The sequence below is a fragment of the Ralstonia sp. GX3-BWBA genome (assembly GCF_003290055.1).
Lineage (GTDB): Bacteria > Pseudomonadota > Gammaproteobacteria > Burkholderiales > Burkholderiaceae > Ralstonia > Ralstonia holmesii.
Genome location: NZ_QMKS01000023.1, coordinates 102,494 through 121,770 on the forward strand (window position 1 = coordinate 102,494; position 19,277 = coordinate 121,770).

17 protein-coding genes are annotated in these 19,277 nt (G+C 65.0%); 5 read left to right on the forward strand and 12 right to left on the reverse strand.

Annotated elements, in window-relative coordinates; translation table 11 throughout:
- Nucleotides 1-11 precede the first annotated feature (11 nt).
- Nucleotides 12-1,154, forward strand: a complete 1,143-nt coding sequence (locus DOD19_RS21845; protein ID WP_112188078.1) for a PepSY-associated TM helix domain-containing protein — start codon at nt 12-14, stop codon at nt 1,152-1,154.
- Nucleotides 1,155-1,209: 55 nt separating this feature from the next.
- On the forward strand, nt 1,210-1,752 hold the full coding sequence (speG, locus tag DOD19_RS21850; RefSeq protein WP_112188080.1) for a spermidine N1-acetyltransferase: 543 nt from the start codon (nt 1,210-1,212) through the stop codon (nt 1,750-1,752).
- Between the two features lie 16 nt (nt 1,753-1,768).
- On the opposite strand, the gene DOD19_RS21855 is transcribed toward speG, so the two are convergent.
- Complete coding sequence (locus DOD19_RS21855; protein WP_024978702.1) at nt 1,769-2,485, reverse strand: winged helix-turn-helix domain-containing protein; 717 nt, start codon at nt 2,483-2,485, stop codon at nt 1,769-1,771.
- An 88-nt stretch (nt 2,486-2,573) separates the two neighbouring features.
- Between DOD19_RS21855 and DOD19_RS21860 the strand changes: the two genes are divergently transcribed.
- The 3 genes from DOD19_RS21860 to DOD19_RS21870 all read left to right on the forward strand — a co-directional run bounded on the left by DOD19_RS21860 (nt 2,574) and on the right by DOD19_RS21870 (nt 5,422).
- The gene (locus DOD19_RS21860; protein ID WP_024978701.1) at nt 2,574-3,713 is read left to right on the forward strand and encodes a cytochrome P450; all 1,140 of its coding nucleotides are present in this window, start codon (nt 2,574-2,576) and stop codon (nt 3,711-3,713) included.
- 56 nt (nt 3,714-3,769) lie between these two features.
- Complete coding sequence (locus DOD19_RS21865; protein ID WP_112188082.1) at nt 3,770-4,114, forward strand: antibiotic biosynthesis monooxygenase; 345 nt, start codon at nt 3,770-3,772, stop codon at nt 4,112-4,114.
- Nucleotides 4,115-4,267: 153 nt separating this feature from the next.
- Entirely contained in the window at nt 4,268-5,422 is a 1,155-nt protein-coding gene (locus DOD19_RS21870) for a Gfo/Idh/MocA family oxidoreductase (protein ID WP_112188084.1), read from the forward strand.
- A 46-nt stretch (nt 5,423-5,468) separates the two neighbouring features.
- Here DOD19_RS21870 and DOD19_RS21875 read toward each other — a convergent pair whose 3' ends face one another.
- The 11 genes from DOD19_RS21875 to DOD19_RS21925 all read right to left on the reverse strand — a co-directional run bounded on the left by DOD19_RS21875 (nt 5,469) and on the right by DOD19_RS21925 (nt 19,268).
- Nucleotides 5,469-5,759 (reverse strand): hypothetical protein, encoded by a 291-nt coding sequence (locus tag DOD19_RS21875; protein ID WP_004627354.1) that lies wholly within the window; start codon nt 5,757-5,759, stop codon nt 5,469-5,471.
- Between the two features lie 203 nt (nt 5,760-5,962).
- Nucleotides 5,963-9,202 (reverse strand): cytochrome P450, encoded by a 3,240-nt coding sequence (locus DOD19_RS21880; protein ID WP_112188086.1) that lies wholly within the window; start codon nt 9,200-9,202, stop codon nt 5,963-5,965.
- A 150-nt stretch (nt 9,203-9,352) separates the two neighbouring features.
- Nucleotides 9,353-10,144 carry a DUF2968 domain-containing protein gene (locus tag DOD19_RS21885; protein WP_112188088.1) on the reverse strand — a complete coding sequence of 264 codons (792 nt, stop codon included), beginning with the start codon at nt 10,142-10,144 and terminating at the stop codon, nt 9,353-9,355.
- 106 nt (nt 10,145-10,250) lie between these two features.
- Nucleotides 10,251-11,648 carry a sigma-54-dependent transcriptional regulator gene (locus tag DOD19_RS21890; protein ID WP_112188090.1) on the reverse strand — a complete coding sequence of 466 codons (1,398 nt, stop codon included), beginning with the start codon at nt 11,646-11,648 and terminating at the stop codon, nt 10,251-10,253.
- A gap of 15 nt (nt 11,649-11,663) precedes the next feature.
- Nucleotides 11,664-13,328 carry a TadG family pilus assembly protein gene (locus tag DOD19_RS21895; protein WP_239498080.1) on the reverse strand — a complete coding sequence of 555 codons (1,665 nt, stop codon included), beginning with the start codon at nt 13,326-13,328 and terminating at the stop codon, nt 11,664-11,666.
- A gap of 63 nt (nt 13,329-13,391) precedes the next feature.
- The gene (locus DOD19_RS21900; RefSeq protein ID WP_112188092.1) at nt 13,392-13,721 is read right to left on the reverse strand and encodes a DUF3613 domain-containing protein; all 330 of its coding nucleotides are present in this window, start codon (nt 13,719-13,721) and stop codon (nt 13,392-13,394) included.
- Nucleotides 13,718-14,653: a tetratricopeptide repeat protein gene (locus DOD19_RS21905; protein ID WP_112188094.1), complete on the reverse strand. Its 936-nt coding sequence runs from the start codon at nt 14,651-14,653 to the stop codon at nt 13,718-13,720. Before DOD19_RS21905 ends, DOD19_RS21900 begins: the two co-directional genes overlap by 4 nt.
- A 1-nt stretch (nt 14,654) precedes the next feature.
- On the reverse strand, nt 14,655-15,644 hold the full coding sequence (locus tag DOD19_RS21910; protein ID WP_024978691.1) for a type II secretion system F family protein: 990 nt from the start codon (nt 15,642-15,644) through the stop codon (nt 14,655-14,657).
- Nucleotides 15,645-15,653: 9 nt separating this feature from the next.
- Entirely contained in the window at nt 15,654-16,580 is a 927-nt protein-coding gene (locus DOD19_RS21915; RefSeq protein ID WP_112188096.1) for a type II secretion system F family protein, read from the reverse strand.
- The gene (locus tag DOD19_RS21920) at nt 16,573-17,928 is read right to left on the reverse strand and encodes a CpaF family protein (RefSeq protein ID WP_112188098.1); all 1,356 of its coding nucleotides are present in this window, start codon (nt 17,926-17,928) and stop codon (nt 16,573-16,575) included. Before DOD19_RS21920 ends, DOD19_RS21915 begins: the two co-directional genes overlap by 8 nt.
- Nucleotides 17,925-19,268, reverse strand: coding sequence for a CpaE family protein (locus tag DOD19_RS21925; protein ID WP_024978688.1), 1,344 nt, complete (start codon nt 19,266-19,268; stop codon nt 17,925-17,927). Before DOD19_RS21925 ends, DOD19_RS21920 begins: the two co-directional genes overlap by 4 nt.
- Nucleotides 19,269-19,277 lie beyond the last annotated feature (9 nt).

The window sequence follows — 19,277 nt, forward strand, 5'->3', positions numbered from 1 at the left end:
TGGCAAACGCGATGCTGCGACGGATACTCTTCCGCCTGCACTGGCTGATCGGGTTGTCAGCCAGTGTGGTGCTGGCCGTCGTTGGCGTTACTGGCGCGCTGATGGCCTACGAAGACGAACTGCTGCGCGCGCTCAACCCCGGCGTGCTCAGCCTGCCCGCGCGCACCGGCCCTGCGCCAACTCTGCCGCAGGTGGCTGCGCAGGCGCGCGCCGCCATGCCCGAGCGTCCTGTCACTTTCATCACCGCCGCATCCGACCCGACCGAGCCGTGGCGCGTCTGGTATGCGTGGCCGCCCGGCAAACACGGCGGCAGCAGCCGTGGGGAGCTGCGCTACATCGATGCCGCAACCGGCACGTTGTTGCCCGAGGCGCGCGGGCAGCGGTTCTTCGCCACCGTCAAGCTGCTGCACCGGACCTTGCTTGCCGATGAGATCGGCAAGCAGATCGTAGGCGCGAGCACGATTGGGCTCGTCGTCATGGCCCTTTCCGGCTTGTATCTGCGTTGGCCGCGCCGCGTAACGAATTGGCGAAGCTGGCTCGTCATCCGCTGGAGCCGCGCAGGCCGCATCCGCTGGTGGGATGTACATACCGTCATCGGAACGCTGGTGCTGCCGCTGTATGTGCTGGCCGCCTTCAGCGGCCTGTATTGGGCGTATGACTGGTACCGCGACGGCCTGCAGCGCCTGGCCGGCATGCCGCTTGTAGCCAAGGCAAAACCGGTGGAGGGCCTGCGACAACCACTCGAAGATGCGGCAATTGAGCGCACGTGGAACGCTTTCCTCGTCAACGCGTCGAACTACGGAACAGCCACCCTCCGCATCGACGATGCCCGCACGGGCAAGGTCGATATCAACTGGCTGCCGGTCGATGCACCGCACGACCGCGCCTTCAATCGATTGACGCTGGACGCCAGCACCGGAGCCGTCCTCGGCAACGAATCCTTCGCAGCAAAGCCGCCAATGCAACGCCTGCTGGCAGGCATGTTGCCGCTTCACAATGGACGCTATTTCGGGCCGATCGGCATCGTGCTAGTGTTGGTCGGAGCGTTGATGCTGCCGGTGTTTGCAGCAACGGGGTGGTGGCTTTATCTGGATCGGCGCCGACGCGCGCAACCGCAGCGCAAACAGGCATCCGCGGCGACACGTCCTTGCTGACACTGTAGGGACGTCGACGCGATGTCGGGCGCCTCAACACAACAAGGACAACACCATGGTCATCGAAAAATCCCACGACCTTTCCCTGCGCCCGCTGGAGCGCAATGACCTGCGCTTCGTGCACGAGCTGAACAACGACGCGAAGATCATGCGTTACTGGTTCGAAGAACCGTACGAAACCTTCACTGAACTCTCACAACTCTACGACCGCCACGTGCACGACCAGCGCGAGCGCCGCTTCATCTGCGAGAACGATGCCGGCGAAGCCGTGGGTCTGGTCGAGTTGATGGAGCTGAACTACATCCACCGCCGCGGCGAATTCCAGATCATCATCGCGCCCAGCTGGCAAGGTCACGGCTATGCGTCAACAGCAACGCGACTGGCCATCGACTATGCATTCATGGTGCTGAATCTGCACAAGCTGTATCTCGTTGTCGACGTGGTGAACGAACGCGCGATCCACGTGTACGAAAAATGCGGCTTCCAGCGCGAAGGCGAACTGATCGAGGAGTTCTTCAGCAACGGCGCGTATCACAACGCCTTGCGCATGTGCGTGTTCCAGCGGGACTACGTAAAAGCGATCCGCAACGCCAGCTGACTCCGCCTGCACGCCCCTACGCCGTGTGCAGCCACGCATGCAATTCGCGCTGCCCGGCTTCGGTCATGCTCAGTGCGCGCGAATGCTTCTGCCGCGCCAGCCACCCCAGTGCGATGCAGCGTTCTGCCACGGCGGCCCCGAGCGCACCGGCCAGATGCGGGCGCCGCTCGCTCCAATCCATGCAACCGTAAGCAAAGCGGCGTCGGCCGTTGCGCAACGCGTTCACATCGACGCCGATGGCGGCCAGCGCCTGCTCCCCCTCGGGCGTAACCTCATAGGCGCCGTGCGTGTCATCGAGCTGCGTCAGCCAGCCGCGCGACAGTAGTTTCTCCGAGACCTCCGTGCCAAGCTGACCAGCCAGGTGGTCATAACACAGGCGCGCCGCACGCAAGTTTTCAGGCACGGTCGAGCGTCGTGGGTCGGCCGGCTTTTCAGGTGCGACCACCAGCAACGATTCGATCATCTCCGCCACCGCCGGCGAGCGCAGCCCGAAGTATTTGTAGCGCCCGCTGGATAGTGAGGTGATGAGCGCATCTGCCTCAAGCCGGCGCAAGTGCGCGCTGGCCGTCGCTGGCTCCACGCCCGCGCCGTAAGCGAGCTCCTTGGCGGTAAGCGAGCGGCCCTCCATCAACAGCAGCAGCATGCGGATGCGGGTTGGATCACCAATGGTGGCGGCCACGCGGCCGATGTCAGGCTGAGTTGTCGATTCGGTGGCTGAGGAAGATGCGGTCATGGTTCGATGGAGACCAAACTGTTGGCGCGTGACAGGCGGGCGGGCAGTCCAGACAATGGGAGCCATCTTACTCCCGCGCCCCACGCTGATGACTGCCCTGGACATCGCCCCGCCCGCCGACGCGCTGCAAGCCATCGCACATGCCGACCCGGCCCCCTATTACGCCGAACTTGCGGCCAACCGCCCGTTCTTCTTCGATGCCGCCCTCGGGTGGTGGGTCGCAGCCAGTGCCGAAGCCGTGGACGCTGTACTCGGCAGCGCTGCCTGCCGCGTACGGCCGGCCGATGAACCCGTGCCCAGGGCCGTGGCCGCGACGCCCACGGGCGCATTCTTCGGGCGCCTCGTGCGTCAGATCGACGGGCCGGACCACAGCGCGCGCAAGGCAAAGGTGATGGCCGCGCTGGGCCAGTTGGATGTGTCGGCGCTGGCCGGCCGCGCGCAGCGGCATGCTCGCACTGCGCTGCCCGATGCAACGCATCTGCACGCGGCGCTGGAGACCGATGCTCACTTCGCCGTGCCACTCGCCACGATCGCGCAGACGCTGCTGGGCGATCACGCCGATGCGCCTGCCTGCCAGGCTGACATTGCCGCGTACCTCGCCGCGCTCGGCCCCGGTGCCAGCGCAGCAGCCATTGCACAAGCTGATGCCGCAGTCGACCGCCTGCAGCGCCGCTTTACCGACTCACCGCTCGCTAGCGTTGCTGATGACGGCGACGCAGAAATCACCAACCTCGCCGCCCTGCTCGCGCAAACCTACGACGCCTGCGCCGGACTGCTCGGCAACTGCATCGTCGCGCTGTCGCGGCACTCGGGATTGGCAACACGGCTGCGCGCGCAACCGCATGCCATCGAGCCCTTCGTGCGCGAAGTCCTGCGCCGCGATGCGCCCGTGCAGAACACGCGCCGCTTTGTCGCGCACGATGTTGTGCTGGTCGGCCAGTCGCTGCGTGCGGGTGACAAGATCCTGGTGCTACTGGCCGCCGCCAACGTGGACGGCACGGCCAACCCGGACCCACTACGCTTCGACATCGACCGTGCAAAGCCGCATCTGTGGACGTTCGGCCGCGGCGCGCACCGCTGCCCCGCCGACGCATTGGCAACCACCATCGCGCGCGAAACGGTGCTGCATCTGCTGAGCCTGTCAGATATCGACCGGTGGCTTGCCAGCCTTGGTGAGGTGGCGTATCGCCCGTCGCCCAACGCGCGTATCCCCAGCTTTCACGCTTGAAATTGCAGAGAACGAAACCGCTGCAAAAACACCCCACACCTCACTGGAGCCTTGCCATGATCGCCGTCATCTTCGAAGTCGAGCCCGCACCGGGCCAGCGCGACACCTACCTCAACCTCGCCGCGCGGTTGAAGCCGCTGCTTGAGCAGGTCGACGGCTTTATCTCGGTGGAGCGCTTCCAGAGCATCACCAACCCCGACAAGATGCTGTCGCTGTCGTTCTTTCGTGATGAAGAGGCCGTCAAGGCCTGGCGCAACATGGAGCAGCACCGCGGCGCCCAGCACGCCGGCCGCGACCACGCATTTGCCGACTATCGGCTGCGCATCGCCCATGTGATGCGCGACTACGGCATGACCGAGCGCGCCGAAGCCCCGGCCGACAGCCGCGCCGAGCACGTCTGAGCGCCCCGTACAGCACCCCGATAAGGCCCGGTGTGACGCCCTTTGCGCTCACCGGGCACCGCCTTTGCTTAGTCAGTTAGAACCCGCACGGCCGAGCGCGCCGCACCACGGCATCGGCATGCCCCCGTGCGCAACGATTGCAAAGGAATTGTCATGTCTACCGCTTTTCATGAGGCCGAACGTGAGCCGCAAGCCGCTCCTGCACGTACCGTCCAGAGTCCTGTACGTTATGCCGTGGTCGGCGCCGGTTGGATTTCACAGGCCGCGTTTCTGCCGGGCGTGGCACAGAGCGGCAACTCCGTCGTCACCGCGCTAGTTACCGGCGATGAGGTCAAAGCCACGGCACTGGCCGACCGCTACGGCATCGAGCACGTGCACGGTTATGCCGACTACGACCAGTTGCTCACCTCCGGAGATATCGACGCGATCTACCTCGCGCTGCCCAACGACATGCACCGGCAGTACGCCCTGCCCGCCCTGCAGCGTGGCATCCACGTCCTGCTTGAAAAGCCCATGGCCACCAGCGAAGCCGATTGCGAAGCGATGATCGAAGCAGCCCGCAACGGCAACGCAAAATTGATGATTGCCTACCGGCTGCATTTCGAGCCCGCCACGCTGGCCGCCATTGAGCTGGTGCGCGCCGGCAAGCTCGGGCGCATCCGGGCGTTCTCGGCCATGTTCAGCCAATCGGTGGCGCCGTCCAACCACCGCGCCAGCCATGGCTATTGGGCCGGGCCTGTGTCGGACATGGGCGTGTACCCCATCAACGCGGTGCGCAATCTGTTTGGCGAAGAGCCGGTGGAGGTTTCAGCCTGCGGGGTTCGCGACCCCGATCTGCCCTTCAACTTCGATGACACCGTCAGCGTAACGCTGCGCTTTGCCGACCACCGCGTCGCACAGTTCGTGGTCAGCTACAGCGGTGCGAGCATCGATCAGTACCGCATCCTCGGCACCAAGGGAGACCTGGAAGTCTCACCCGGCTTCATGTTCGGCGTGGGGCTGAAATACCGCGCCACAATCGACGGCAAGACGCACGAACAAGCGTTTGACGCGACGGATCAGTTTGGCGGCGAGCTGCAGTACTTTTCCGATTGCATCCTCCGCAACCGCGAGCCCGAACCCAACGGCGAAGAAGGCCTGGCCGACGTGCGCGTACTGGCCGCCATTGAGCGCGCGCTGGAATCCGGCCAGCCCCAAAACCTTGGGCCGTTCCAGCGTCAGGGCCGCATGGAAACTGCGCAGGTGCGCAAGCTGCCGCCCGTGCCCTCGCCAGAACTGGTGGACGCGGCTGAACCCAGCAGGGGATAGCAATCAGGGAAAGAAAAACGCCCGCAACGAACGGCGGGCGTGGGATTTACAGCTTGATGCGCTGGACGGCGTCGCGCATGCGTTTCCGTATCGAGACATCCGAGTTGGTGTTGCTGCTGGAGCCGTCGGTTTCCATGGCGTTATCGCACCGCCACTCGGTGGCTTCGCCGTTGTCGGTCAGCGCACAGACACGGTGGGTCCAGCGGTCCCACACGAACACATCGCTGCCGGCCTCGCCAGAGAGCAGCGGCTCAAAACGGTACATCCACAAGTACCCGACACCCAGCAGGGTGACCAGAAAGATCGCCATCCAGGACGCTTTGATTCGGCGCCACATTTTCATTTCTCCTCGTGGAGCCGCTGCGCCGGACGCGCCTGACAGGGCGTCGCTGGGCCAAAAGCGCGGTGCTCCGAGGGGCAAATCGTAACATGGGGTACCCGCGTCGCTGCTCAAGCGGGGCCGTCAATGCGGCAGTGCCGCAACACCCACGCCCGCTATCGGCGCCCTATCAGCGCCCTATCAGTGCCCTATCGGCGGCCTCAGTTGAAGACGTCCTGGCGGTAGCGGCCGGATTGCATCTGCGCCGTCAACCAGTCCGACGCGGTCGCCAGGTCGCTACCGTAGCGCGCCTGGTGCATGCGGATCAGCGTGTCGCGCACCGCCGGCGCCATCGCACGGCCGTCGCCGCACACGTACAACGTGGCGCCGGCATCGAACGCCGCCCACACGGCTTCGCGCGCATCCCACAGCGCATGCTGCACGAAGCGATGCGGATGATCGGCCACGCAAGAATACGCCGGGAAGACGCGCACCACGCCTGCGTTTTCCCACGCGCGCAAGGTGTCGCGGTAGAGGAAGTCGTGCTCGGGGTGGCGGCAGCCGAAGCACAGCAACGACGTTGCCACCGCCTCGCCTGCCGCCTGCCGCGCGGCGCGCTCTTCCAGGAAGCCACGGAACGGCGCGATGCCCGTTCCGGCGCCGATCAGCACCATCGGCTTACCGGTATCCGCGTCCGGTGCAAACGGCGGGTTGGGCGTGCGCACGGCAGCAGCGATCTCTGCGCCTGCACGCAGCGTCATCAGATAGTTCGATGCCGTCCCGCGATATGTGCCTACCCCAGACCATGCCGGCCCCGACACCATGCCCACCGTCAGCGCTGCCACACCCGGCGACACATGCGCCGACGACGCAATGGAATAGAAGCGCGGCCGCATCGCGCCAAGCCGCGCGAGAAACGCCTCCAGCGTCAGTTCAATCGCCGGGAAGCGCATCAGCAGATCGAGCACGCTCACGTGTGCGGCTTGGATGTCCTGGTCGAAGCGTTGAGCTGCATCCTCGCCTTCCAGCCAGACGGCAAGCTGACCTCGCGTGAACGGACAGCGCGTGGCCGCGTGCAGCGCGGTGATGTCGCGCACGGTGGCGGTGTCTTGCAGCTCGACGAAATCGCGCAGCAACTGGCGCACGGACACCGCCTGGTTGAGCGGCAAGTGCCGCACGTGTGCATGGCGCGCGGTCAGCGTGACGAGCGCGTCGCCCTCGAGCGCAAGCCGCGCGATGGCTGCGTCGACACGGTCGTCCGCATTGCGCGGATAGACGGCGAGGTGGTCTCCAGTGGCGTAGGTCATACCGTCAGGCAACCGCACGGTGAGGTGGCGCGTGGGGCCGCGTGGCGCTTCCTGTGCGAAGTCCCAGAGGCCGGTGGGGTCGCTGACGAGTTCTTCGTTCGCGAGCACCGTCATCGCGCGGGCGGCGGGCGGCAGTGTGGCGGCGCGCACGGCATCGGGAGCGAGATAGTCGACGTGGACGGAGGGGCCATCGGCTTGTGACTGGCGGGCGCCCAGGGCGCTCCACAGGCCGCGCGTCCAGGCATCGACGGCGGCATCGAAACCGGCGTTGCCGTCAGCCTCTCCGCGCGGCACGATGGCTTGTGCGCCGGCTGCCGCGAGCATCGCCTCCACCCGCTTTGGAAACGCCTGGAACGCGGGCCATTGCGAGTTGCCGCAGCCAAGCACGGCGTAGCGCAATCCTGTTGCCTGCCGGGCGAGCGCATCGGCAGCATCGAGCCGAGCTTCCAGCGTGCGGGCGCTGTCCGGCGCACGGCCGTTATACGTAGCGGCCACCACGATCAGCACGCCCTGCTGCGGCAGCGCGTCGGCAATCGTGTCCAGCGGCGCCACCTTGGCGTCGAAGCCGGCGCGCGATGCGGTGGCGGCAAGCTGCTCGGCGATGTCCTGGCAGGTGCCAAGGCTGCCGCCGTACAACACATGCATCGGTTCGCCGCCGCCGGCGAGTGCGGCTTCGGCGTCGTCTTGTGTGGCCACCTCGGTGCGCGAAGGCATGGCGATCGACAACCGCTCCCGCGCATTGCGCAGCCGCGCGCGCAGGCGGAAACCGTCGGGTTTGAGCGTCAGCGTTTCCTTGATGTGGAAGCCGTAGTCGTACGGGTCGGACAATGCAAAGCGCTGCAGGATCACCGCCAGCGCCAGCTTGGCTTCGGTCAGCGCAAACTGGCGGCCGATGCAGGCGCGCTCACCGTTGCCGAAGGGCTTGTAGGCGTGTGGGTGAAGCTTGGCTTCGTTCTCAGGCAGGAAACGGTCGATATCGAAGACTTCTGGGCGGTCCCACACCGCCGGGTCGCGGTGCAGGGCCAGCAGCACGGTCACCACGCGCTGGTCCTTGCGGATGGCGTAGCGACCGCCAATGCGCGTGTCTTCGTAGGGCGCCACGCCAAAGCTCGGGGCGGTCGGCCACAGGCGCAGCGTTTCCTTCAACACACGCTCGATCACGTCGAGCTGCGCGAGGTGCGCATATTGCGGCACGGTATCGCCCGGCAGCACGCGATCGGCCTCGGCGTACGCCTGCGCGAGCACCGCAGGATGGCGCAGCAGCATGTAGAGCGCGAAGGTCAGCAGGCCGCTCGTGGTTTCATGCCCGGCAATCAGGAAGGTGATGACCTGGAAGCGGATGTTCGTGTCATCCAAAGGCTCGTCCGACACCGGATCGCGGGCGTTGAGCATCAACCCAAGCAAGTCACTCGCGCCGAGGCCGCCATCTTTTGCCTGACGGCGGGCGCGGATCACCTCGTCCACCAATTGGTGCATGGCGGCCACGTCGTGCGCGAACCGGCGATGGTGCTCGCGCATGAAGCGGTCTTTGAGCGGCAGGCGTGTGAGCTTGCCCATGGCTTCGGACAGCACGCCCACCATGGCCGCCAGGAACGGATGCAGCTCCGGCGTGTTGAACGAATCAAAGCGGTATCCGAAGCCCGCCAGCGAGATGGTGTCGAGCGTGAGCCGCGTCATGTCGTCGGCCACGGGGATATCGGCGTCGGGCCCCTGGCGCGCCCATTTGTCGGCCAGCGCATTGGCCACTTCGAGCATGACGTCGAAGTAACCCTTCATCGCCCGCTGGCTGAAGGCCGGCAGCAGAATGCGATGCGCCTTGCCCCAGTTCGGCTCGTCCTGATGCGCGGTGAAGAGACCATCGCCCGCCCCCGCCCGCAGAAACGACAGCGGCGGGCCGATCAGCTTGCGAAAGCGCGTTTCATCGCATAGTTCGGCCACCAGATCGGCGGAATAGACAAACGGCACGCGCCGCCCGGCAAAGTCGAGCTGGTAGAGGCCTTGGGGAAACTGCCGGCTGGTTTCCAGGAGCGTCTGGGCCAGACGGTCTTTGGGAAGTTGAAGCAGGTTGCCCAGCCACGGCAAGCCCTTGGGCTGCGGGATGGGCTCCGCCGCTGCGGGCGAAGCATTGGCGGGTAACTCGGAGGCGGAACGCATGCGCGGTCGACTGCGAAAATGGATTGTCCGCCAATGTACGCGCCGCCCCGCCCGGTATCAAACAAAGTCGCCATGTTTGAATGCCGGCGCCTAAAAGTGAATCGGGCGACCCGTGGGCCGCCCGATCTGGGGATGACGTGAAGGGTTGAATCAGCGACGGCGCGGCTGTGGAATGAACGGCGCGTTGACCTGCGCTTCGAGTTCGCGGATCTGACGCTGCAATTCGTCCACGCGGGCGCGGGCGGCACGGCGTTCGATATCCAGCGCTTCGGCTTCCGTGCGAGCAGTCTTCTGCCGTTCCTGTGCCTGGGCCTGCTGCTGACGCTGAATGTCCAGGTCGGTCTTCAGACCACGGAGTTTTTCCTGCTGGGCAGCAATCTGGCGCTCGGAACGCTCTTTCTGGGCTTCCAGGCGGATGCGCTGCAGCTCCAGATCGGCCATCGTGCGGGTCTGCTTGGCGAAGTCGTTGTACAGGCGTTCGGCAAAGGCTTCGTTGGTGGTCTTGATGACGCGCCAGAGGTCTTTCTGCTGGAACAGCGTGACGTAGTACGTCAGGTCACTCTGGGCAAACAGCAGGCTGGCGCCGTAGGCCCCGTTGTATGTAGTACGCAGCTCCGACAGCTCGTGCGCCTGCATGCGCTGTTGCAGCTCGAATACGGCGCTGGTGGGAGCAGGACCTCCGGTGCGAGCCGCGCTGCCGGGCGTGGCTGGCGCGCTGGCGGAGGGCGCAGCTGCCGCCGGCTGGCCAACCGTGGCGGTCAACGCCGGCACGGGCGCGGCGGCAGCAATGGGTGCAATGCCTGTGGGCGGTGCGGTTGGGCTCTGCGCTACGGCCGATGTGCAGGCGGCCGTACCGGCCATCACTGCGACTGCGGCCGCGATGGCCAATCCCCTCTGAAACGTCTGGTGCGACGCTTTCCCTGATTGTTGTTTTGTTCTCATCTCGACCCTGTGGATTCTGCGCAGGTGTTGCAGCCGAAAACTATACGCGATCCGCCGCCGGAGTGGCGCGCCGGGCACCCGCCGCGCAGTAGGGTGTTGTATGGCATCACTCCAGCTCGCGCAGCTCGGCTTCGCCGTCGGCAATCTGGTATTTGCGCATCTTTTCCCACAGCACCTTGCGACTGATGCCCAGCGTGGCGGCGGTGTCCTGGCGGCGCCAGTTGTTGGAGTCCAGCGCGGCCAAGATACGTCGACGCTCTTCCTCGCCACCACTGCTGCCATTTCCACCGCTACCGCGCTCGCCATTGCCGCCTTCGCGCTCGAAAGCATCGCGCTGCAAGCCGGCGAATAGCGGCAGGATGCGGGCTTCGTCCCAGCGACCGAACTGGCGCAGGGTGATGCCGATGCGCTCGGCCAGGTTGCGCAGCTCACGCACATTGCCGGCAAAGTAAGCCCGACTGACCGACGCCCGCACCCATTCCGGCACCGGCGGCATGGCATCAAAGGTTTTGTCGCCGAGCAAGTGCCGCAGGAAGGAAAGCAGCAGCGCGATCTTGTCGTCCGCCCCGCGCTGCTCCAGGCTGGGGATGCGCAACTCGATCACAGCCAGGCGGAAGTACAGATCTGCGCGGAATTTGCCCATGGCGACCATCTCGCGCAGGTTCTTGTTGGTGGCGGCCACCAGCCGGAAATCCAGTTTGACAGGCACCGTCGAGCCCAGCCGCGTGCATTCGCTGTCTTCCAGCACACGCAACAACTTCACCTGCTGATACAGCGGCAGATCGCCCAGCTCATCGAGGAACAGCGTGCCGCCGTTGGCCTGTTCAAAGTAGCCGCGGTGCGCGTACATGGCGCCCGTGAACGCGCCCTTGGCATGGCCGAAGAACTGCGATTCGAACAGCCCGTCGGGAATCGCGCCGCAGTTGACTGCCACGAACGGGCCTTTGCCGTAGACGCTGTTCTTGTCGTGCAGCAGGCGCGCAATGCGTTCCTTGCCGGCGCCGGTTTCGCCGTAAAGCATGACGTTGCTGTCGCAATCGGCAAAGGTATCGACGTGCTCCAGCAACCCGTGCATGGCCGGCGATGCAGCCACGAGGTCGCTCTGATCGTGCGCCTGAGCCTGCGCAGACGACATCGACGGCAACACCTTGCTGATCTGCGCACGGAGCTCGGTCGCGCCAAAGTCGGGCCCAAGCACGTGCGTGTATTCGGGGGGGAAGCGGCTCGAATCATGCTGCGTATCCGCCGCCACCCAGATCACCGGCATGCCTTGCGCGGCCTGCCAGTCGAGCACCGTAAAACCGCCGCTTTCCACCACCGACGCGCTGATCACCGCCACCGCCGGCTTCAGCCGAGGCTCGGCCGGCTGGAAGTCGATGCCGCCCGCGCGGATCACCTCCGCCCCAAACGGCGCCATGAACCGTGCCACACGATCGGCAATGTCGTGGCGGCCTTCCCAGACAAAAATCTCAAGCGTTTCGTACGTCCAGCGATCGGTTTTCATGTCGTCGCTTCCATGTCAGTAAACCAACTCGACGGCGTCGCAGTCGAGCGAGAGGAGTTTGATGTCGGCGTAGCCGAGTTGGATGCCGAGGACTTCGAGTAGAGGTGACAACACAGCGTCGAGTGTCTGGCCGACAAGGCCAAGCGTCGCTCGAACGATCAAATCTGAAAGTCCCAACAGGTTTAGAACGCCCGAGCCGAGAACTTGAAGTTTCACTTGATTCGTATCGTTCAGAATCGAGGCAAAGAAAGTTCCAGTGCCTGAGACGCGAGTAGTCTGTCCAACGGTCAAGGTGGTGGGGTCAGGTGTCCAACCAGCACTGGCTGCGGGCGCGATGTTGGCTTGTAGCGATATCACGTCAACGCCCAAGGCTTGCAACACAACCGCTGGCGTGGAAGAGCACGAATAGCTGCTGACACTACTGGCAGCCGTGGCGGATCCGTTGGCAATGCAAAGCGATACGGGGGCTATCTGCCCACCAAAATCGGCGGAAATGCCGCTGCGGGGCACAGGACAATGCGCAGCTTCAAAGTGCGCATTTGCACCGGCAGCAATGAGCCCGATAGGGACATTGATGTTGACAATTCCAAGCACTGAAGCCGAAACATTCAAGCCCAGACTCACCTGCCCCGTGCGCGCCACCGTACGCCAGTTTCCAGATCCATCGGTTCCGGGAGGGCCGATCGCGATCACAGGCGGCTGAATGATTTTGAGCGACAAACCGACATTCACGAGGCCCGGGAGGCCGGCGACACCAGGCAATCCCAGGTTCGTGGAAACCGCTACACCATTCTGCGAATTGGCAATCTGTGCAGCCGTCATCAGCAGATCGAGCACGTTCAATGTCGCATCGGCCGCCGACTGATCGTTCCCCACATCCGCTAGCAGTTGAAGGACACCAGGCGTGCCTGCACTGTTTCCCATATTGATGGTTGTGCCGCTCAACAGTGGGCCAAGCACCAGCGTATCCGGCGCGGCTACAGTACCAGCCGAGACACCGACCAATCCGTTCTGTGCACCCGCCGCGATGACCGCGTTGAAAAACTGCGTCAAGGTCAACTGCGCTGACAAGAGTTGCTGCACCGTACCCACACCGACAGCCGCCATCAGGTCAGAAACACGAATGTTCGTGTTCGCCAGCCCTTGGTACGAGACCAAACTAAGGCTCAAAGGATTGGCGTTACCAAGAAGGCTTCCTAGTAGCTGATTAAGTAGCCCTCCGTCGACGGCTGCCAGACCGGAACCTAACGAAAACGATGCAATCGGCGTGTTCTTCGCAATCGCCGTCGCTGTCAGTTGCCGCTGGCCCACCATGAAGAAATACGGCACGTTCTGTGTGATCGTCACCTGCGCTGCGTTGGTGTTGCCGTCAACGGCCGCCTGCGCGGTGAAGTACGTGGGCGCAGTGCCCGCGCTGGCATCCCAAACGCCCGGCACGACCGCCAGCGTGACATTGGTGCCATCCACTGTCAGTCCGTTCTGCACCACCGCCTGTTGTGCGGCGGTCGGCAGGTCAAGCCGCTGCACGGCGGCCATCGCGGCCAGATCGGCCGAGCGTTGCAGCGCGCGCTGCTGATAGAACAGGTTGCCGATGTCGATCGACACCAACACCGCCAGCCCGACCGTGGCGATGAAGGTGGCCGTCATCACGCTCACCGCGCCGCGCAGGCGGCGGAGCATGACGGCTCGGCGAAGACGGGGGGCGGCGGCTCGTGTCACAGCGTGGGGCGCATTCTGCAGGGATCAGCGCCCCGACTGCTGGACAAGATTGACCGTCGACGCCCGCGTTCCGGAGCTCTGCTGTGCCAGGCCGGGCATGGCCTGATTGAACGAATTGAGGTAGCGCTGATAGGCCAGCGCCGCCTGCTCGCCTCGCAACGGTACGAACTCGCCCGCGTAGGTGCCCTCGGCTTGCGCCTTGAACAGCGCTCGCGTCGCATCATTCACGTGGGTGCCGACCTTGGGTGCCGCTGCGGCGCCCTGCGAGTCGCTGCCCGAGAACCCCTGGGCGCCGGCAACGCTGCACGTCAGCCATGCCGCCACACCGGCGGCCATCAGGATGCGAAAAGTCATTGCGAAACCTCCAAGGTGTCAAGCAGGCGACCGCGCTGCAATGCCAGCGGGCGGGCCGATTTGGGGGTGGCGGTCGCCGCGGCGGCGACCGAGACGCCCGCAGACGCTGCCGCAGAAGGCCCGGTTGCCACGCCGCGCGGCACCATTGTTGTGGTTTCCCGGGCGATACGGCGATCTCGCCAGGCAGCGCGCACGCGAGCAACGTCGTCATCGACTGCTTTGCGGGCAGATGCCGTCAGTTGTGCGTGCGACGTGAGGGATGCAGCATCGTCCTTGCGATCGTTCACGGCCAGCCAGATCACCAGGTTGCCGGCGATCTTCGGGCTGGAGGCGGCCATCTGCTGCGCCTGCATCAACGGCACGCGGGCTTGCTCAACCTCGCCGGCGCGCATGAGCGCGTAGCCAAGATCGCTGGCCGTGCTGGCGTCGGTCGGGTTGGCCTGGGCCGCCACCTGCAGCCGGCGAGCCGCTTCGGCAAAGTTGCCTTGGCGCCCCGCAACGATGCCCAGCCCGCGCCAGGCCGCGGCATTGAGCAATCCGCCTTGCGTGCCTGCGCCCATGGCGGAGGTGGCACCCACCACCGCCCGGTACTCGGCATCAGCAGCGGCAAGTTGATCGGTTTCGCGCAGCGCATCCGCGCGCAGCAGCATGATCTCGGGCGCGCGGCCATAGCGTTGCTGGTAGGCATCGATATGCGCTAGCGATGCGTAGTACAGGCCCTGCTCCTGCATCTTGCGGATCAACGAAAGATACGTCGCCGGACTGGTGATCTCGGACTTCTCCTGGCTCTGACGCTGACGTGCCATTTCAATGTCGGCATCGGCACGCAGGCTCATGTCGGACGTCGCCATCGAGCCACAGCCAGCCAGGAGGATGGTCAACATGGCCACGCCGGCCCAGCTGGCGCGCGCGGTGTTTGGGAAGCGTGTCATCTCAATGTCCCCCGGTATGTTGCAGGCTGCGCATGACGCCCATGAAGCCCGGCCCCGCAGTGACGATCAGCAACGCGGGCAACAGCGTCAAGACCATGATCATCGTCATCTGCACGGTCAGCTTGCCCACGCGCTCCTTCAGGCGAGCGCGGCGGTTCTCCTGCAGACGCCCGCCGAACTGCCGCAGCGGCTCCTGCACTGCGCCGCCGAAGCGATCCACCTGCGTGAGTAGCGTAATCAGGCCCTTCAGGTCTTCGTTGTCGAACAGGCGCGCAATGCGCAGCAGCGTCTGCTCGCGGGGGCGGCCCGAGGCGAACTGCTGGTTGGCGCGGCCAAATTCACCCGCCAGCACGGGCAGCATGCTGTGGAATTCGTTCGCAATCACCTGCAGGCTCTGGTCAATCGACAAGCCCACACCCTGCAGCAGCCGCAGCATGTCGACCATGACCGGCAGCTCATCGTCCATACGACGCCGACGATTTTCCTTGCGACGCCCGAGCAACCACTTCGGCGCAAGGTAGCCCAGTGCAATGCCAACAAAGCCAAACACGAACACGAACAGGAGCGATGACGCATGCAATGCGCCGAACACGCCAAGCAGCGGCGGCAGCAAGATACGGGTGCCACCAAAGACGGTGCGGGCGTGTTCGCCGTAGTAGCCGCATTCTTCGAGCAGCTTGCGGTCTTCCTCAGTCACGATGCGGCGGCCCAGGTCCGTGTCGATCCAACGCTGCCCCACCTTGGCAATCTGCTGCTGGAGCTGCTGGGCTTCACGCGGGCCATGCGGGCGCGGCTTGGTGGCGGGCGGCACGACTGGCGCCCCAGCGGCCGCGGGGGCCTTTGCCGCCGTCGCACGCAGGTCTGACAGCGCCGTATCGAGCTTGCGCGCGCTGCGATGCCGCGTGAGCGTCGCACGCAGCGCGAGCCCACCGAATACCAGCACGCCCGCCGCCGCTGCGGTCAGGCTGAGGGTGATCAAGGTGTCGTCCATGCGCCCTCCTCAGACCGATTTGGCCAGCTTGGCCAGCATGACCGCACCCAGCACTTCCAAGCCGAAGGCAGTGAGAATCAACGTCTTGCCGAACGGGTCGCGCCACATCGACATGATGTACGCCGCATTGAACATGACGATGACACCGCCGACCACGATCGGCAGCAGCCCGATGATCCATGCGGACAACCGCGTCTCCGCCGACAGCGCAAACAGCTCGCGCTGAGCTTGCTGGCGGTCGCGCATGAATGCGGCCGTGCGCTCCATCACAATGTCTGCCCGACCGCCGTAGCGCAACGCCAAGCGCAGCACCGACGACAGCAGGACCAGTTCGTTCACACGGTACTGCTGGCCGACTGTCAGCACCGCTGCGTCGAGGTCTTTGCCGGCGCGCTGCATCTGGGTGATGGCGATCAGGCAGTTGCGCAACGGCTGCTCGGTATTGGCACTCGCCGCCTGAAACGCCGCGGGCACCGCGCTACCGATGCTCATCAGCCGCACCACGCCATCGAGAAAGCCCGGCAATTGCGCCAGCAGGCGCTCGTTCATCTTCCGGGTGCGGTTCCAAAACAGGAACGCAACGATCACGACATACAGCGCGAGCACTGTCAGGGCCGAAAGCAGGCTCGACACGGCCCAGGCGGCGAGCGCAATCATCAGCGCGGGGCCAATCAGCAGCACGTAAAACCGCCGGCTCGGCTCGATATCGGCGCGGCGCAGTGCATCCTGCCAGGCCCGATTCAGCGAATCGGGCACGCTTGCCGGTACGGGTTCCACATTCGGTTGATAACGCGCATTGATCTGCTCGGTCTGTGCACGCACAAAGCTGCGCGATGCCTCGCGCTCGCGACGGCGCACGGCCTCCGCCCACAGCATGAGCGATGCGCCCATCAGCAGCAGCGCGAGGCAACCAAACCAGAGCGTCATGCTAGACATGGAAACGGCCTCCGCCGCCGAATCCGGTCATGCCACCGTCCATCCCGCCGCCTTCGCTGTTGCGCATGCGGGCCAGCTTGGGCGAATGCGGCTGCAGGCCGAGCGCCGTCCAGCGGTCGACCTCTTCGCCGTCCGGGCCGATGTAGGGCTCGTAGCGGTACAGCTCCTGCGTGGAGATGATGTTGTCCCCGAGCCCCGTCACTTCCGTGATCGACAGGATGCGGCGCTTGCCGTTGGACAACCGCCCGATCTGCACGATGAAATCAATGGCGTTGGTGATCTGCCGGCGCAAGCTCACCTCACTGCCTTGGAAGCCGGCAAAGCCCGCCAGCATCTCCAACCGGTAGAGGCATTCGCGCGGGCTGCTGGCGTGAATGGTGCCCATCGAGCCATCGTGGCCGGTGCTCATGGCTTGCAGCATTTCCAGCACTTCACCGCCACGCACTTCGCCCACGATGATGCGGTCGGGCCGCATGCGCAGGCTGTTGCGCAGCAGTTCTCGAATCGTGACGACGCCCGTGCCCTCGAAGCCGCCCGGACGGCTTTCCAGGCGCACCACGTGCGGGTGGTTGAGCGACAGTTCGGCCGTGTCTTCAATGGTGATCACACGCTCGGCCTCGGGAATGTGATACGCCATCGCGTTAAGGAGCGACGTCTTGCCTGAGCTGGTGCCACCGCTCACCAGGATGTTGCATCGGGCGCGCACAGCGGATTCGATCAGCGCCCCGATCTCTTCACTCATCGTGCCAAGGCCGAGCAGGTCTTCCGGCTTGAGCGGGTCTTTCCGGAACTTGCGGATCGACACCACTGGCCCTTCCAGGGCGAGCGGCGGAATGACCACGTTGATCCGCCCACCATCGGGCAGGCGCGCGTCGACCATCGGATTCGATTCATCCAACCGGCGCCCGATCGGCGCGAGGATGCGGCGCACGATGCGCAGCAGGTGGTTGTTATCGGCAAAGCGCACCGGAATGCGCTCCAGAATGCCGTGGCGCGACACGTACACGTCCAGATGTCCGTTGACGAGAATGTCTTCCACCGCCGGATCGGCCAGCAGGTCTTCGATGGGGCCAAAGCCGGCCAACTCCTTCGTCAGCGCCTCGGCAATCTGCCGCACCTCCGTCTCGTTGACGGGGATGCGACGCATGCGCGTGAAGCCTTCCACTTCCAGATCGACAAAACGCTGGATGGCCGTGCGCGACCAACGGCCGAACTCGGCGCCAAGTTCTTCGATGCGCGTCAGCAGGTGTTCGTGCGCGGCTTCCTTGATGTCCTGGAAGGCCTGCGAAACGGCAAACACGCCGTGGCCGGCGTCCGCCTGGTTGGAGAACTCGATGGGTTGGGTCATGTCGCGTTCCGTTCGGTGGTACCGATATCCAGTTCAGTGGCGTCTGCCGACTTGCGTTTGGAGCGCCCGCCAAAGCGCCCGCCCAGCCGCGCACTCACACCTGAGACCCAGCTCGACACACCCGACGCACGCTCGCTCTGCTGGGCATAGCCGAGCGTCTGCGCAATCTGGGCTAGCGCACGCACATAGGCATCGGTGGGGTGGGTCTCGGCCAGCATCGCTCCCTGGTTGGAGGCGATCACCAGCGCTTCGCGGCGGTTCGGCACAGTCAGCACCGAAGGAATTTCCAGCCGCTCGGCAATCTGCGCCGCGTCCAACGACAGGCGCGTGTCGAACTTCGAAATGGCCAGGTGCAGGTGATCGCGATCGATTTCGCGCTTCTTGAGTTCCTGCATCAGCTCGGCCGCCGACACGATGGCGCCCACGCTCTGCTCGGTCACCAGCATCACGTCGTCGGCGGCCTTGATGATCTGTGCGATGAAGTCGATGTTGCCGAAGCCGCCCAGGTCAACGACCTGCAGGTCGAAGAACGTACGCAGCCGATTGAGCAGGCCGAGCGCTTCGGAGAACGAAATGTCACGCATCTCCGCCAGCGAGATCGGCAGCGGCAGGATGGCAAGCCCGTTCGGATGACGCGACAGCGCGGTCTGCACAAACACCTGGTCGAAGCGGCGCAAGTTGCGCACGGCTTCAACGAAATGGAAATTGGCCTGCACGTTCAGGTACAGCGCGCCATCGCGCAGCGGCTGGCCCAGATCGAGCAGCATCACATCACTGGCCGACGTGCGGCGCACGAGCGTGGCCAAATTGGTGGCCAACGTGGTGGCGCCCACGCCAGGGCGTGCGCCCAACACGGCCAGCACGCGGCCACGGCGGGTCGGCTCAGCCGATGCGCGCTCCGCCAGCAGGCGACGCACCACGCGCACGGCCTCGGCCGGCGCGCCGTCCACATCGACGAAATCCTTCACCCCTGCGCGCAAGGCAGCCAGCATCGCGCGGCCATCGGCAGCGGAACCCACGGCCACCAGCGGCAAGCCCGGAAACAAGCGCGTGAGTTGTGCGACCAGTTGCGTCGCCTCGTTGATCGCGTCGGCCCCCTCGCCCAGCTTCTGGTCGTGATCTGGCACGTCAATCAGCGTGGGCGATGAGGCAAAGCGCACGAACACCACTTCTGGGTTCACTGCGCCAATCTGCTCGATGAACGCGTCGTGGCCAGTCGTTTCGGCCACTAGCACGCCCAGTTCACGAATCGCCCCAGCCAGCCAGCGGTGCACACCTGCCGCCTGGGCGTCGCCCTGCATACCGCCACGCGCGCCGCCGTGCAGAAGGAAGTAATCCATGCCGGCCCC

Bases quoted from the DNA above. Each gene is read 5' to 3' on its own strand.
- DOD19_RS21870 (WP_112188084.1), top strand. From the start codon at position 4,268: ATGTCTACCGCTTTTCATGAGGCCGAACGTGAGCCGCAAGCCGCTCCT.
- DOD19_RS21900 (WP_112188092.1), bottom strand. From the start codon at position 13,721: ATGACTTTTCGCATCCTGATGGCCGCCGGTGTGGCGGCATGGCTGACG.
- DOD19_RS21920 (WP_112188098.1), bottom strand. From the start codon at position 17,928: ATGACCCAACCCATCGAGTTCTCCAACCAGGCGGACGCCGGCCACGGC.
- DOD19_RS21880 (WP_112188086.1), bottom strand. From the start codon at position 9,202: ATGCGTTCCGCCTCCGAGTTACCCGCCAATGCTTCGCCCGCAGCGGCG.
- DOD19_RS21855 (WP_024978702.1), bottom strand. From the start codon at position 2,485: ATGACCGCATCTTCCTCAGCCACCGAATCGACAACTCAGCCTGACATC.
- DOD19_RS21905 (WP_112188094.1), bottom strand. From the start codon at position 14,653: ATGACACGCTTCCCAAACACCGCGCGCGCCAGCTGGGCCGGCGTGGCC.
- DOD19_RS21915 (WP_112188096.1), bottom strand. From the start codon at position 16,580: ATGTCTAGCATGACGCTCTGGTTTGGTTGCCTCGCGCTGCTGCTGATG.
- DOD19_RS21860 (WP_024978701.1), top strand. From the start codon at position 2,574: ATGACTGCCCTGGACATCGCCCCGCCCGCCGACGCGCTGCAAGCCATC.
- DOD19_RS21885 (WP_112188088.1), bottom strand. From the start codon at position 10,144: ATGAGAACAAAACAACAATCAGGGAAAGCGTCGCACCAGACGTTTCAG.
- DOD19_RS21925 (WP_024978688.1), bottom strand. From the start codon at position 19,268: ATGGATTACTTCCTTCTGCACGGCGGCGCGCGTGGCGGTATGCAGGGC.
- DOD19_RS21875 (WP_004627354.1), bottom strand. From the start codon at position 5,759: ATGTGGCGCCGAATCAAAGCGTCCTGGATGGCGATCTTTCTGGTCACC.
- DOD19_RS21890 (WP_112188090.1), bottom strand. From the start codon at position 11,648: ATGAAAACCGATCGCTGGACGTACGAAACGCTTGAGATTTTTGTCTGG.
- DOD19_RS21910 (WP_024978691.1), bottom strand. From the start codon at position 15,644: ATGGACGACACCTTGATCACCCTCAGCCTGACCGCAGCGGCGGCGGGC.
- DOD19_RS21865 (WP_112188082.1), top strand. From the start codon at position 3,770: ATGATCGCCGTCATCTTCGAAGTCGAGCCCGCACCGGGCCAGCGCGAC.
- DOD19_RS21845 (WP_112188078.1), top strand. From the start codon at position 12: ATGCTGCGACGGATACTCTTCCGCCTGCACTGGCTGATCGGGTTGTCA.
- DOD19_RS21895 (WP_239498080.1), bottom strand. From the start codon at position 13,328: ATGCTCCGCCGCCTGCGCGGCGCGGTGAGCGTGATGACGGCCACCTTC.
- speG (WP_112188080.1), top strand. From the start codon at position 1,210: ATGGTCATCGAAAAATCCCACGACCTTTCCCTGCGCCCGCTGGAGCGC.